This window comes from Actinokineospora baliensis (assembly GCF_016907695.1).
GTDB classification, from domain to species: Bacteria; Actinomycetota; Actinomycetes; order Mycobacteriales; family Pseudonocardiaceae; genus Actinokineospora; species Actinokineospora baliensis.
The window spans coordinates 2,144,608-2,158,761 of record NZ_JAFBCK010000001.1; the positions used below are offsets into that span (position 1 = coordinate 2,144,608).

The window sequence follows — 14,154 nt, forward strand, 5'->3', positions numbered from 1 at the left end:
GGGCCACTAGAACTCCCAGTGCCACCCGGTGACGTCGTTGGGGAGGTTGTGCGGCTTGTAGGTCAGGGTGCCGTGCACGCTCGACGAGTCGATCAGGACGACGCCGTAGTAGCCGGAGTCGGAGAGGTAGAAGTCGTCGGGCAGGTAGCGGTGCTCGGGCAGGCAGGACGTCACGATGCCCTTGCCGGTGGCCTTGCCGTCCTTGTCCTCGGTGGCGAAGTCGGCCGCGCTCATCCACCAGCCGGAGTCCGGCTGGTACTGCTCGGAGGTCTGCAGCACGATCGTGGCGGCCAGGTAGTGCCCGTTGTTGGGCGGGAGGCTGCCCGGTTCGGTGCAGTCGACGGCCACCACGCTGTCGAGCCAGAGGGTGGCCAGGGTGGGGCTGCCGCTGGAGCGGATCTCGATCTGGCGACCCAGGCGGGCCGACGTGGTCCCGTCCGGCGAGGGTTGCTCGCTGGAACAGGCGGCGAGCAGCAGTCCCGCGGCGGCGATGGCGACCGGGAACCGCGCCCACCGGCGCGCGTACGACATTTGACCTCCAGACGAACTCCTATGTCGTAATTAGTCGAATTTTGTTACCACGTCAAAAGAATCACACGGAGCGTGTCCGAACGGTTGCGGGGAATGCGGACCGCTCACCCGGGGTCGTCGACCGAACGCGCTGGATATTCGGTAAATCTGGGAAAGTGACGGCGAGCACCATCCGGTCCCCGGCCGGGGACTGGATACGCTCAGTGGGCAGAGTCGGCGGCGAGCGGTGGGAGTGCGGGCCCGATGGCCAACCTGGTCAACCTGGAGAACGTGAGCAAGAGCTTCGGCGTGCGGCCGTTGCTCGACAAGGTGTCCCTGGGTGTTGGCGGCGGTGACCGCATCGGCGTCGTCGGGCTCAACGGCGGCGGGAAGACGACCCTGCTGGAGGTCCTCGCCGGGCTCGAGCCAGCCGACGAGGGCAGGGTGAGCCGGGCGAGGGACCTGCGGATGGCCGTGGTGACCCAGCGCACCGAGCTCGCCAAGGGGTCCACCGTGCGCAACGCCGTGTTGGACCCGCTGGGGATCACCGAGGACCACCAGTGGGCCGCCGACGCGCGGGCGCGGTCGATCCTGGAGGGCCTGGAGATCACCACGCTCGGCCTCGACAGCCCGGTCGACACCATGTCCGGTGGCGAGCGCCGCCGGGTGGCGCTGGCCGCGGCGCTGGTGCGGGAACTGGACCTGGTGGTGCTCGACGAGCCGACCAACCACCTCGACGTCGAGGGGGTGCGCTGGCTGGCCGAGCACCTGCTGGCCCGCGGCACCGCGCTCGTCGTCGTCACGCACGACCGCTGGTTCCTCGACACCGTCTGCACCCGCACCTGGGAGGTGGTCGGCGGTCGGGTCGAGCAGTACGAGGGCGGCTACGCCGACTGGATCTACGCCAGGGCCGAGCGCGCGCGGCTGGCCGACACCCTCGAGGAGAAGCGCCGCAACCTCGCCCGCAAGGAACTGGCCTGGCTGCGCCGGGGCGCCCCCGCGAGGACGTCCAAGCCGCGCTACCGGATCGAGGCGGCGGAGGCGCTGATCTCCGACGTGCCCCCGCCGCGCGACAACGTCGAGCTCCTCGCGTTCGCCAAGCGCCGCCTGGGCAAGACGGTCGTCGAGCTCGAGGACGTCTCGATCAGCGCGGGTGACAAGCCGATCCTCGACGCCGAGACGTGGCGGATCGGTCCCGGTGACCGCGTGGCCCTGGTCGGTGTCAACGGTTCCGGCAAGACCACCGTGCTCCGGCTGCTCGCCGGGGACAGCGAACCCCTTGCGGGCAAACGGATCCAGGGCCAGACCGTGCGGTTGGCGCACCTGACGCAGGAGTTGCGCGAGCTCCCGCCGCAGCAGCGGGTCCTGGAGGCCGTGGAGGAGATCGCCCGGCGGGTGACGCTGGGCAAGCAGGACCTGTCCGCGTCGCAACTGGCCGAGCGGTTCGGGTTCCCGGCGAACAAGCAGTGGACCCCCATCGGCGACCTGTCCGGTGGCGAGCGCCGCAGGCTCCAGTTGGCCCGCCTGCTCATGGCCGAGCCCAACGTCCTGCTGCTCGACGAGCCCACCAACGACCTCGACATCGACACCCTGCAGCAGCTGGAGGACCTGCTCGACTCCTGGCCGGGCACCATCGTCGTCGTCTCGCACGACCGCTACCTGGTCGAACGCGTCTGCGACCACGTGGTCGCCCTCTTCGGCGACGGCAAGGTCACCCGGTTGGTCGGCGGCATCGAGGAGTATCTGACCCGCCGCACCGCGATGCTGGCCGCCCCGCCCGCCGCCAAGCAGGCCAACCAGGCCAAGCCGCAGGCGCCGACCGCGGCCAAGGTCAGCGCGGCCGACCAGCGCGCCGCGCGCAAGGAGCTGGCCAGGATCGAGCGCCAGGTCGAGAACCTGTCCAAGAAAGAGGCCCAGCTGCACGCCGCGCTGGCCGAGGCCGCGACCGACGCCGCCAAGCTGCTCGAACTCGACGCGGAGCTGCGCTCGGTGGTCTCGGCCAAGGACGACCTCGAGCTGCAATGGCTCGAACTGGCCGATACCGCGGAGTAACTCTGATCTAGGCTGAGCGTTATGAGCCGGTTCGTCGACAAGCTGCTGGACACCGCGCGCACCAGGGGGGAGCACCAGGGGATCACCACGGGTGAGCCCAAGGAGCCCGTCCGCCACACCTGGGCGCAGGTGCACGAAAGCGCACTCCGGATGGCTGGTGCGCTGGTCGCCGGGGGTCTGCGCCGCCAAGGGGCGGTCGCGGTGCTGGCCGCGGAGCCGGTCGCCATCGCCCCGGCGGTGCAGGCCGTCTGGCTGGCGGGCGGCAGCGTGACCATGCTGCACCAGCCGACCGCGCGCACCGACCTGGCCGAGTGGGCGCACGACACCGTCCGCGTGCTGAACATGATCGACTCCAAGCTGGTGCTGCTCGGCGCCCCGTTCGACCAGTTGGCCCCGCTGCTCGACGAGCACGGCATCGGCTACCTGCGGCTCGACCAGCTCGCCGAGGGGCAGCCGCTGGCCGAGGTCGTCGAGGTGGACGAGGACGCGCCCGCGCTGCTGCAGCTCACCAGCGGCTCCACCGCCGAGCCCAAGGCCGTGCGGATCACCCACGGCAACCTGTTCTCCAACCTGACCGCCATGGTCGACACCGCCGAGATCGACACCGAGGTCGACGTGATGGTGTCGTGGCTGCCGCTGTTCCACGACATGGGCATGGTCGGCTTCCTGACCGTGCCGATGACCGCGGGCATCGAGCTGATCAAGGTCACCCCGGTCGAGTTCCTCGGCGGCCCGCTGATCTGGGCCGACCTGATCTCCCGCTACGGCGGCACCATCACCGCCGCGCCCAACTTCGCCTACGCGCTGCTCGGCCGTCGACTGTCCGGAGTGGACGAAGAGGGCAAGTACGACCTGTCCTCGCTGCGGTTGGCGCTCAACGGCGCCGAGCCGATCGACGAGAAGGCGGTGCGCGCCTTCACCGACGAGGGCGCGCGGTTCGGTCTGCGCGCGGAGTGCGTGTTCCCCGCATACGGCATGGCCGAGGCGACGCTGGCGGTGTCGTTCGCGCCGCTGTTCACCGGCCTGACCCTCGACCACGTGGACGCAGACAAGCTGGAGTCCGACAACTACGCCGAACCCGCCGGTCCGGAGTCGGGCCGCGCGTTCGCCGTGCTGGGCAAGCCCTTGCGCGGCATCGAGGCCCAGATCGTGTCCGACGCGGGCGAGGTCCTCGGCGAACGCCAGGTCGGCGAGATCCGACTGCGCGGCGAAGCCGTGACCCCCGGCTACCTGACCGTCAACGGCCCCGTCCCCACCCAGGACGCCGACGGCTGGCTCGCCACCGGCGACATCGGCTACCTCGTCGACGGCCAGATCGTCATCTGCGGCAGGCGCAAGGACGTGATCATCCTCGCAGGCCGCAACATCTACCCCACCGACATCGAACGCGCCGCCCAAACCGTCGAGGGCGTCCGCGCGGGCAACGCCGTCGCCGTGCGCATCGACGCCGGCTCCCGCCGCGAACGCTTCGCGGTCGTCGTGGAGTCCCGCCTGGCGGAAGACGAGGCCGCCGTCAAGGTCCTGCGCAAGGACATCGGCGCCCGAGTCTTCGAAGCCGTCAACGCCCGCCCCGTGGCGGTCGTGGTGCTCAAGCCCGGCTCCCTCCCCAAAACCCCCTCCGGCAAACTCCGCCGAGCGGCTGCCGGCGAGCAGATCTCAGCCTCGGTCAAGGCAGCCGAAGGCTGAGAATCAATGCCGAGAGGCCACAGGAGACAGTCCTAGGCGGACTCAAAGCCAGCAACCCCGGCCGACCCGCCTAGTCACCCCGGTTCCTGCTCGATGGGGCGAACTTGTTTTGCGTGGGGGAGCGCCACCCGTAGCGTTACCAGCTGCAGGGCCACGCTTTTCGGCCCCTGCTTTGCGGACCTGCCACGGGTGGTGCAGGGGCCCCGCGCAAAACAAGTTCGCCCCATCGAGCCCCACCACCCAGCCCGCCTCCAGCAACCCGCCCCAGCGAACCGCCCAGCGAACCGCGCCAGCGGACCCGGCCCAACCCAAGCGAGTCAGCGCCGCCGCAGCACCGCCAGCCAAGCGTCCTTGATCGCGTCCACCGCCTCCGGGTGGTACCCCTGTCCCGGATAAGCCGACAGCCCCAGCCGCAGCCCCTCCACCTGCTCCGCCGTAGGCCCCGCCCCGTGCTCATTGGCCGCTCGATCGAGCAAGTGCGCCAGCCGCTCAACGTCCGTCGGGTGGTAGCCGCGCGTGCCCGGCGGGGCAGGCGGCAGCGGCAGGTACGGGGCCTCCGAGTTGGCCGGGATGACCTTGAGCGCGTCCTCGACCGCTCGCGCCTGCAGCTCCGCGGCCACCGAGTCCAGGAACTCGTCCACCTGGTCCTCGTTGTACCCGCGCTTGACCCTGGGGGCGGCGTCGAAGGCGATCTCGCGGACCTCGGCCACGGTCAGCGCGATCCGGCCGGACAGGGCGGCCTCCACCCGGTCGAGGAAGTCGTCGACCTGGTCCTCGTGGTAGCCGCGCTTGCCGAACGGGGCCTTGTCGAAGGTCACCTCGCGCACGGCCTCGGGGGTGAGGGACAACGTGGCCTCCGTCAGCTCGCGTGGTAGGTGTTCTGCGCCGCCTCGATGCCCTGCGACACCAGTGCGGTCACCGCGTCGGCGCAGGTGTCCACCTCGAGCGCCAGGTCCTTGCGCTCGGCGGCCGAGAAGTCCCGCAGCACGTAGTCGGCCGGGTCCATCCGGCCGGGTGGGCGGCCGATGCCGAAGCGGACCCGATAGTAGTCCTTGGTGCCCAGCGACTTGGTGATCGAACGCAGTCCGTTGTGGCCGTTCTCGCCGCCGCCGAGCTTGAGCCGGAGGGTGCCGAAGGGCAGGTCCAGCTCGTCGTGCACCACCGCGATCCGGTCCGGGCCCGCCTTGAAGAACTTGGCCGTGCCCACCACGGGACCGCCGGAGAGGTTCATGAACGCGCGCGGTTTCACCAGCACCACCCGCTGGTCGGCGAGCCTGCCCTCGACCACCTCGGCGCCCGCCTTGTGCGCCTTGAACCGGCCGCCGAGCCGGCCGGCGAGCTCGTCGAGGACCAGGAACCCGATGTTGTGCCGGTTGCCCTCGTAGCGCGGGCCGGGGTTGCCCAGCCCGACCAGCACCATCGGCGCGTCGTCAGCCATTGCACCGCTCCCCGTGACGTGCGTCTGCCCCGGCCCGAGTGGATCCGGGACCGGGGCAGCAGCGGAAGATCAGATCAGCCCGCGTTCTCCGAGGACTTGGGCTCCTCGACCACACCGGCGCCCTCGGTGTCCTGGGTCGCCTCGAGCTGCGCGGCCGTCGGCGCCGGGTTGACCGCCAGCACCAGGGCCTCCGGGTCGGTGACCAGGGAGGCGCCGCGGGGCAGCTCGACCTGGGCGGCGGTGATGTGCGTGCCCGCCTCGACGCCCTGGATGCTGAGCTCGACCTGCTCGGGGATGTGCAGGGCCTCGACCTCGATCTGCAGCGAGGTCAGGTCCTGGGTGACCAGGGTGGCCGCGGCGGCGTCGCCGGTGACCACGATCGGCACCTCGACGGTGACCTTCTCGCCGCGCTTCACCAGCAGCAGGTCGACGTGCTCGATGTAGTTCTTCAGCGGGTGGGTGGTGACCGTCTTGGTCAGCGCCAGCTCGGTGTCCGAGCCGATGTTGAGGGTCAGCACCGCGTTCTGGCCGTGCTCGCGCACGACGCGGGCGAACTCCAGGCCGGGCAGGGCCAGGTGCTTGGGGTCGGAACCGTGTCCGTAGAGCACGGCGGGGATCTTGCCCGCGCGGCGGGTGCGGCGCGCGGCGCCCTTGCCGAACTCGGTGCGCTGTTCGGCGGCCAGACGTACCTCGGACACGGTGGTGCTCTCCTTGCGATCAGCAGTGCGGCGGGGGCGCGACTTCACAGTCGGGGCGGGTGGCCTGCGGCAAGGGGCACGGGAGGCAGTGAGACGCCACGGTTCGAAAGAACCGAACCGCCACGTCGATCACGCCAGGCGCGATGCCCGCCTCGCCGAGGCAACTCGAATAGTTTACGCAGGCGTCACCGGTGGGGCGAACCCGGGGTCGCCCCACCGAGCGGTGCGCTCAGGCGTCGCCGTCGAACAGCGACGTGACCGACCCGTCCTCGAACACCTGCTGGATGGCGCGGGCGAGCAGCGGGGCGATCGAGAGCACGGTCATCCCGGGGTAGCGCTTCTCGTCCGGGATCGGCAGCGTGTTGGTGAAGATGACCTCCCTGGCGCCGCTGTCGGCGAGCCGGTCGCGGGCCGGGCCGGACAGCACGCCGTGGGTGGCGGCCATGACCACGTCGGAGGCGCCCTCGTCGAGCAGTTGGCGCACCGCCTTGGCGATCGTGCCGCCGGTGTCGACCATGTCGTCGATGACGACGCACAGCTTGCCCTCGACCTCGCCGACCACCCGGTTGGCGACCACCTCGTTGGGTCGCAGCGGGTCGCGGGTCTTGTGGATGAACGCGATCGGCACGCCGCCGAGGTCGTCGGCCCACTTCTCGGCCAGCTTGGTGCGGCCCGCGTCCGGGGAGACCACCACGATGTTGTCGGTGGGGTAGTTGTCCTTGATGTAGCGGGCCAGGATGCTCTGCGCGAACAGGTGGTCGACCGGGCCGTCGAAGAAGCCCTGGATCTGCGCGGTGTGCAGGTCCACGGTCATGATCCGGTCGGCACCGGCCACCTTGAACACGTCGGCGATCAGCCGCGCGGAGATCGGCTCGCGGCCCTTGTGCTTCTTGTCCTGCCGCGCGTACGGGTAGAACGGCATGATCACCGTGATCCGCTTGGCGCTGGCCCGCTTGAGCGCGTCGACCATGAGCAGCTGCTCCATGATCCACTGGTTGATCGGCGCGGTCGCGCTCTGCATCACGAACGCGTCGCAGCCGCGCACCGACTCCTCGAACCGGACGAAGATCTCGCCGTTGGCGAAGTCGTAGGCCGACTGCGGGGTGATGGTGGTGTTGAGGTGCTTGGCGACTTCCTCGGCGAGCTCGGGGTGGGCCCGGCCGGAGAACAGCATCAGGTTCTTCTTCGGGGTCCCGGGTTTGGTGCTCATCCGTTGTCCTCGCTGGTTCGGTCGGCGGGGCGAGCCCGCTCCGCCGCCTCGGCGGCTGGCGTGCCCGGGCGGTGGCGGACCACCCAGTTCTCGATGGTGCGCTGGGGACCGCCGGACACCGCGAGCGCGCCGGGCGGCACGTCGCGGCGCAGGACCGTGCCAGCGCCGCTGTAGGCACCGTCACCGATGGTGACGGGTGCTACGTACATGTTGTCCGATCCCATGCGCACGTGGGAGCCGACAACTGTGTGGTGTTTGTTCACCCCGTCGTAGTTGACGAACACGCTAGCCGCACCGATGTTGCTGTGCTCACCAATCGTGGCGTCACCCACATAGGACAGGTGCGGGACCTTCGACCCCACCCCGATGTCGGCGTTCTTCGTCTCCACGAAGGTGCCGATCTTGCCCTTGGCGCCCAGGCGGGTCCCCGCGCGCAGGTAGGAGAAGGGACCGACGCTCGCGCCGTCGCCGATCTCGGCCGAGGAGCCGTGCGTGCGCACCACCTGCGCGCCCGCGCCCACCACGACGTCGGTCAGCGTGGTGTCCGGGCCCACTGTGGCGCCCTCACCCACGGTGGTCGTGCCGCGCAGTTGGGTGTTGGGCTCGATGAGCACGTCGCGGGCCAGCACCACCCCCTGGTCCACCCAGGTGGTGGCCGGGTCGACCACGGTCACCCCGGCGCGCATCCACGCCTCGACCGTGCGCCGGTTGAGCTCGGCGCCCAGCTTCGCCAGCTGCACCCGGTCGTTGACCCCCTCGACCAGCCAGGGGTCCGCGCAGACCAGGGCGCCGACCCGGCGGCCGTCGGCGCGGGCGGTGCCCAGCACGTCGGTCAGGTACAGCTCGCCCTGGGAGTTGTCGGTCTTGAGCCGCGACAGGCCGTCGACGAGCACGGCGGCGTCGAAGGCGTAGACCCCGGAGTTGACCTCATCGATGGCGTGCTGGGCCTCGGTGGCGTCCTTGTGCTCGACGATCCGCTCCACGGTGCCGTCCTCGGCCCGCAGGATGCGGCCGTAGCCGGTCGGGTCGGGCACCCTGGCGGTGAGCACGGTGACGGCGTTGCCCTGCTCGGCGTGCTCGGCCAGCAGCGCGGTCAGGGTGGCGGTGTCCAGCAGCGGGACGTCGCCGTAGGTGACCAGGACGGTGCCGGTGACCGCGCCGAGCGGGGCGAGCCCGCAGGCGACCGCGTGCCCGGTCCCGTCCTGGGTCTCCTGCACCGCGGTGGTCACCTCCCGGTCCAGCGCGGTGGCGACCCCGGACAGGTGCGCGCCGACCGCGTCGCGGCCGTGCCCGAGCACCACGACCAGGTGGTCGGGGCCCAGGCCCGCCGCGGCCCGGACGGCGTGCTCGACCAGCGGCCTGCCCGCGACCGGGTGCAGCACCTTGGGGGTCGTCGACCGCATCCGGGTGCCTTCCCCCGCGGCCAGGATGACGGAGGTGACCTGACCCAGGCTTGCACGATCGGGGGAGGTTGTAGACATCGCGCTCCCTAGCATTGGCGAAACGGTGCGGAAGGGAGGTCCGCCCGAGGCGGGATACGCGCGCGACGGGCGACCGGTCGCCGATCCTACGTGGTCTCCGGGAGCACCCACGCCGGGTCCAACCGGGCGCCACCGGCGGCTTCGTCGTCCGATTTGTCCTCTTCGGCCGCGCCGTCCCCGTCCGCGCCGGAGGGCACCGCGACGATGTCGTTGCCGCCGCCGCGCTTGGCCTGGTACATCGCCGCGTCCGCCCTGGCGAGCGCGCGCACCGCGGTCTCCTGCGGGCGCAACGACACCACGCCGATCGACAGCGTCACCCCGTGCGACAGGTCGTGCGGCAGGCCCGCGATCGCGCTCAACGCCCGGCGCAGGGCGGCCTCCGCCGCCGACAACGGCGCGCCGGGCAGCAATACGATGAATTCGTCACCGCCGTAGCGCGCGACCATGTCGCTGCCGCGCAAGGCGTCCCGCAGCGTGCTGGCGACGACCCGCAGCACGTCGTCGCCCTCGGCGTGCGACATCCGGTCGTTGACGCCCTTGAAACCGTCCAGGTCCACCAGCGCGACCGCCAGCGGGTGGTTGGCGGGGGCGCTGGCCAGCACGTCGAGCCGCTCGTCGAGCGCGCGCCGGTTCGGCAGGCCGGTGAGCGGGTCCTGCAGCGCCTGCAACGCGATCGCGCCGTGCATCCGCGACAGCCGCTCGTGCTCCCGCCGGGTGTTGAGGGTGGCGATCCGCGACTCGCGCATGTCCCACAGTTGGGCTTCCAACTCGGTCGCGTAGTGCTCGAGCGCGCCGATCGTGCGTTCGCTGCCGCTGGCGCCCGACAGCCGCGCGTACTCGCGGATCAGGCACAGCCGCAGGGTCGGTTCGGCCGCCTCGTGGTACATCCGCGACCGCGCCTCACCGAGCACGTCGACCGCCTCGTCGTCGCGGCCCTCGTGCTCCAGGCAGCGGGCCAGCGCGATCGCCACGATCACCAGTTCGCGCGGGTAGCGCATGGACGCCGAGAGCCGCTGCAGCCGGTTGATGTGCGCGCCGGAGGGGTGCGCCAGCGCCAGCGCGGAGCCGATGACCGGGTTCTGGTCGGCGGCGAGCAGGCTCGGGTCGCGCGGGAACAGCGACTCGCGGAACGGCGCCTCGACCGCCACCGCGATCGCAGCGGCGGTGGCGAACCGCTCGGCGGCGCGCTCGTCCTCGCCGATGCGCTCCAGCCGCAGTCCCCAGCCGACCAGCAGCCGGGCCCGGTTGATCAGGTGCACCGAGATCAGGTGCGGGCCCGCGCTGGCCCGGATGCACTTGTTGGCCCTGGTCATCACCTGGTCGGCGACCTCGTAGACGCCCAGTTCGGTGAGCACGGTGCCGATGTCCATCAGCGTGCCCGCCATGATCATGTCCCAGTTGCGGCCGCCGAGCAGCATGTCCGGGGTGATGTCCTCGTCGAGCATGGCCAGCGCCACGGCCGCCTCGGTCAGCGCGGCGTCCTCGGCGCCCGCCAGCAGCAGCCTGCGCCCGCGCAGCGCGTGCGCGTCGGCCTGCAGCACGACCAGGCCGTGCCTGCGGGTGTGCGCGAGCAGTTCGTCCAGCAGCGGCTCGGCCGAGTCGGCCATGTCGTTGTTGACCACCCGCACCGCGACGGCCGAGCGCAGCAGTTGCGCGACCATCCTGGGCTCGCCGCGGTGCTGCGCCTCGGCCAGCAACCGGTCGACCTCGTTGGTGTGCCGCAGCCGCTCGGCCGCGGGCGAGACCTGGATGACCGCGAGCAGTTCCCGCGCGCGCCCGACCAGCCAGGCGTCGGAGCGCTCCTCCAACGCGGGCAGCTCACCCGGGTCCCGCTGCTCGTCGTCCACGTGCGGCGCGGCACCCCCTCGTACGCGTCTGCTTCGGTGGGTTGAGATCTGGAAAGGCGCGGTGCGGGGGTCGGCCCGGCCCGCACGGCCATGGCGCGTGATTCCCGCGCTACCCGCTTGCTCCGCCGCCAGGATTCGAACCTGAACCATTGGAACCAAAATCCAAGGTGCTGCCTTTACACCACGGCGGATCGCGAGCGGTGTTCGCTCACAGTGGGGAACATCGTGGCACGAGGGTACCCACCGGGGCAGCCCTACCCGGACGATTGGGCCCCGCTCGCGTCCGAACGGGTGTTATCGGTGTCACAAGGTCCGGGACGGGGTCACCGAACGGGTCGGTATGGGTGCGCACCGTTGTTTGCCTGGTCAACCGAACCCGTGCTCCCCCGCGTGGCGTCGACCTCGGGCACTGGCGCGCGGCCGGGATCGTTCCTTACGCTGTCGTAGGTTACGGCACCGTAGGTGAGCCTGACCCCGGTCGCAGAGAGGGACATCGCATGACGAGCACGCTCGACGCCACGACGGAGCAGTCGCCGAAGGGGCCGAAACCGATCATCGAGGGCAAGCGGAACCTGGCCACCCGGATCGCGGTCTACATCTTCATCCTGGTCCCGTTCGCCGCCCTGGTCGCCGCCGTCCCGTTCGCGTGGGGCTGGGGCCTCGGCTGGGTCGATGTCGCGCTCGCGGTGTTCTTCTTCTACTTCTCCGGTCTCGGCGTCACCGTCGGCTACCACCGGCTGTTCACCCACGGCTCCTTCAAGGCCAACCGCCCGCTCAAGATCGTGCTCGCCGTGATGGGCAGCATGGCCGTGCAGAGCCCGCCGGTCACCTGGGTCGCCGACCACCGCCGCCACCACGCCTTCTCCGACCGCGAGGGCGACCCGCACTCCCCGTGGCTGTTCGGCACCTCGCCAGCCGCGCTGGCCAAGGGCTTCTGGCACGCGCACATGGGCTGGATCTTCGACCACGACGTCACCAACAAGCAGCGCTTCGCCCCCGACCTGTTGGCGGACAAGGACATCGTCCGGGTCAACAAGCTGTTCCCGGTCCTCACCGGACTGACCCTGGCGCTGCCCGCCCTGCTCGGCGGCCTGATCAGCTGGTCGTGGTGGGGCGCGTTCACCGCGTTCTTCTGGGCCGGTCTGGTCCGCGTCGCGGTGCTGCACCACGTCACCTGGTCGACCAACTCGATCTGCCACATGATCGGCGAGCGCCCCTTCGCCAGCCGGGACAAGGCCGCCAACTTCTGGCCGCTGGCCATCCTGAGCTTCGGCGAGTCGTGGCACAACCTGCACCACGCCGACCCCACCTGCGCCCGCCACGGCGTGCAGCGCGGCCAGATCGACACCTCCGCGCGGCTGATCTGGATCTTCGAGAAGTTCGGCTGGGTCACCGACGTGCGCTGGCCGTCCGAGGCGCGGCTGGCCAAGCTCAGCGTCCGCTGACCAGCACTGGCCCCGTCGCCGCGCGCCCCAGCCCCTAGGCTGGGGCGGTGGCGAGAAGGAACGAGGCGCAGCAGGCGACCCGGGTGCGCATGACCGGCAAGGAGCGCAGGCAACAGCTCCTCGACGTCGCCCGCGCCCTGTTCGCCGACAAGGGCTTCGACGGCACCTCGGTGGAGGAGATCGCCAACCGGGCGGGTGTCAGCAAACCGGTGGTCTACGAGCACTTCGGCGGCAAGGAAGGCATCTACGCCGTTGTCGTGGACCGCGAGACCCGCGCCCTGCTCGACGGCATGACCGACGCCCTCTCCGACGAGGCGCACCCCAGGGTCCTGCTCGAGCGCGCCGCCGCCTCGCTGCTGGACTACGTGGAGAACAGCACCGACGGCTTCCGCATCCTGGTCCGCGACTCCCCGGTGGCCGCCTCGACCGGCACCTTCTCCAGCCTGCTCAACGACATCGCCAGCCAGGTCGAGCACATCCTCGGTGTCCAGTTCGCCCGCCGCGGCTACGCGCCGTCGCTGGCGGGCCTCTACAGCCAGGCCCTGGTCGGCATGGTCGCCCTCACCGGGCAGTGGTGGCTCGAAGCGCGCGACCCGCACAAGGACGAGGTGGTCGCGCACCTGGTCAACCTGGCGTGGAACGGGTTGTCGCACCTGGAGGGTGAACCGACGCTGGCCGAACACCCGTGACCGCGGTGGTCCGCCCCAGCGGGCGGACCACCACAAGACGGGTCAGTCGGTGCAGGTGCTGGGATCGATCAGCACCTGCTGCAGGTCGCCCCAACCCTGGCCGATCCACTGCGGCAGGCCGGAGTTGTCCCACGCGGTGCCGCTGGAGTCGTAGTGGTACCAGTACAGGTTCCCGTTGAAGCCGACCGCGTAGAGCGCGCCGCCGCCGGAGGACACGTTCGTGTCGAACCACCAGCCCTCGCCGATCGCGTCGGTCTCCGGCCAGGTGCCGTTGCTGTCGTCGAAGCGGTAGCGGTAGAGGTCGTTGTCCCAGGTGCGCCGGTAGACGACCCCGTCGTCGCCCGCGACGATGGCGTACGTGGGGCTCCAGCCGTTGCCGATGTAGGCGCCGCCCTCGGTGCCGGTTTCCCAGCCCTGGGTGTTGGCGTCCCAGGCGTAGTACCGCATGTAGCCAGCGCCGTCGATGCCGAAGAAGTGGCCGGTGCTGTCCACGGTGAGGTGGGGCGCGAACATGGCGAAACCGTGGCCGATCACCTGGTACTGCCACCCGCCGAAGCTGTCCCAGCCCATGCCGTTCCAGCGGTAGCGGCGCAGGGTGTCGGTGGCGTAGTCGATGTGGAAGAACACCCCGTCACCGGAGGCCATCGTGTAGCCACCCGCCCAGCCGGAGCCGATGTAGGTCTTGGAACTCCAGTCGGCCATGCCGGTCGACGGCGCGAGGTGCCGGTAGACGAACAACCGCCCGTCCGCCTCCACCCCGAACACGTCGGCCGTCGAGTTGCAGGTCAGTCCGGGCGCCGCCGCGGCGGCCGCGGTCGCCGTCGTGATCGGCAGGCCCGCGACCGCGGTCACCGCGGCCAGGACAGCCGCGGCCTTCTTGAAGGTCTTCATGTGGTCCCTCCCTGGGTTCGGTGCGCCCGAGGGGTGGTGGGGCTTGGCCGCCACTCAGGCCCGCAACCCACTAAACAGGACCACCGCCGCGCGGCAACCCGGCCCGACGACAGCGCGACGGCCCACCTGCGGTCGAAATCACTGGTGTGCTGGGCTTTCGGCGGTGTCGCGCGGTGGATCCGATTCGTACAGCCTGCCCGTGTGGGT

General features: G+C 70.8%; 12 protein-coding genes and 1 tRNA gene. 4 read left to right on the forward strand and 9 right to left on the reverse strand.

The window, feature by feature from the left end:
* Positions 1 to 6: 6 nt before the first annotated feature.
* Complete coding sequence (locus JOD54_RS10240; RefSeq protein ID WP_204450301.1) at positions 7 to 531, reverse strand: hypothetical protein; 525 nt, start codon at positions 529 to 531, stop codon at positions 7 to 9.
* Positions 532 to 774: 243 nt separating this feature from the next.
* On the opposite strand from JOD54_RS10240, the gene JOD54_RS10245 reads away from it, so the two are divergent.
* Positions 775 to 2,562 carry an ABC-F family ATP-binding cassette domain-containing protein gene (locus tag JOD54_RS10245; protein WP_204450302.1) on the forward strand — a complete coding sequence of 596 codons (1,788 nt, stop codon included), beginning with the start codon at positions 775 to 777 and terminating at the stop codon, positions 2,560 to 2,562.
* A gap of 21 nt (positions 2,563 to 2,583) precedes the next feature.
* Positions 2,584 to 4,248: a fatty acyl-AMP ligase gene (locus JOD54_RS10250; RefSeq protein WP_204450303.1), complete on the forward strand. Its 1,665-nt coding sequence runs from the start codon at positions 2,584 to 2,586 to the stop codon at positions 4,246 to 4,248.
* A 317-nt stretch (positions 4,249 to 4,565) separates the two neighbouring features.
* Here the strand turns inward: JOD54_RS10250 and JOD54_RS10255 are convergent, their stop codons facing one another.
* The 7 genes from JOD54_RS10255 to JOD54_RS10290 all read right to left on the reverse strand — a co-directional run bounded on the left by JOD54_RS10255 (position 4,566) and on the right by JOD54_RS10290 (position 11,113).
* A complete protein-coding gene (locus JOD54_RS10255) occupies positions 4,566 to 5,096 on the reverse strand; it encodes a DivIVA domain-containing protein (RefSeq protein ID WP_275592652.1) in 531 nt (176 codons plus the stop codon).
* A gap of 11 nt (positions 5,097 to 5,107) precedes the next feature.
* Entirely contained in the window at positions 5,108 to 5,686 is a 579-nt protein-coding gene (gene pth / locus JOD54_RS10265; protein ID WP_204450304.1) for an aminoacyl-tRNA hydrolase, read from the reverse strand.
* Positions 5,687 to 5,760: 74 nt separating this feature from the next.
* On the reverse strand, positions 5,761 to 6,384 hold the full coding sequence (locus JOD54_RS10270) for a 50S ribosomal protein L25/general stress protein Ctc (protein ID WP_204450305.1): 624 nt from the start codon (positions 6,382 to 6,384) through the stop codon (positions 5,761 to 5,763).
* Positions 6,385 to 6,613: 229 nt separating this feature from the next.
* Positions 6,614 to 7,594: a ribose-phosphate diphosphokinase gene (locus JOD54_RS10275; protein ID WP_204450306.1), complete on the reverse strand. Its 981-nt coding sequence runs from the start codon at positions 7,592 to 7,594 to the stop codon at positions 6,614 to 6,616.
* Positions 7,591 to 9,075, reverse strand: coding sequence for a bifunctional UDP-N-acetylglucosamine diphosphorylase/glucosamine-1-phosphate N-acetyltransferase GlmU (gene glmU, locus JOD54_RS10280; protein WP_204450307.1), 1,485 nt, complete (start codon positions 9,073 to 9,075; stop codon positions 7,591 to 7,593). The genes JOD54_RS10275 and glmU overlap by 4 nt, the downstream gene beginning before the upstream one ends.
* Before the next feature lie 86 nt (positions 9,076 to 9,161).
* Positions 9,162 to 10,922: a GGDEF domain-containing protein gene (locus JOD54_RS10285; RefSeq protein WP_204450308.1), complete on the reverse strand. Its 1,761-nt coding sequence runs from the start codon at positions 10,920 to 10,922 to the stop codon at positions 9,162 to 9,164.
* Between the two features lie 120 nt (positions 10,923 to 11,042).
* Positions 11,043 to 11,113: transfer RNA gene (locus JOD54_RS10290), tRNA-Gln, on the reverse strand.
* Positions 11,114 to 11,419: 306 nt separating this feature from the next.
* Here JOD54_RS10290 and JOD54_RS10295 point away from each other — a divergent pair.
* On the forward strand, positions 11,420 to 12,367 hold the full coding sequence (locus JOD54_RS10295) for an acyl-CoA desaturase (protein ID WP_204450309.1): 948 nt from the start codon (positions 11,420 to 11,422) through the stop codon (positions 12,365 to 12,367).
* A gap of 89 nt (positions 12,368 to 12,456) precedes the next feature.
* Positions 12,457 to 13,056 (forward strand): TetR/AcrR family transcriptional regulator, encoded by a 600-nt coding sequence (locus tag JOD54_RS10300; protein ID WP_204456191.1) that lies wholly within the window; start codon positions 12,457 to 12,459, stop codon positions 13,054 to 13,056.
* A gap of 42 nt (positions 13,057 to 13,098) precedes the next feature.
* Here the strand turns inward: JOD54_RS10300 and JOD54_RS10305 are convergent, their stop codons facing one another.
* Complete coding sequence (locus JOD54_RS10305) at positions 13,099 to 13,947, reverse strand: tachylectin-related carbohydrate-binding protein (RefSeq protein ID WP_204450310.1); 849 nt, start codon at positions 13,945 to 13,947, stop codon at positions 13,099 to 13,101.
* Positions 13,948 to 14,154: the final 207 nt, after the last annotated feature.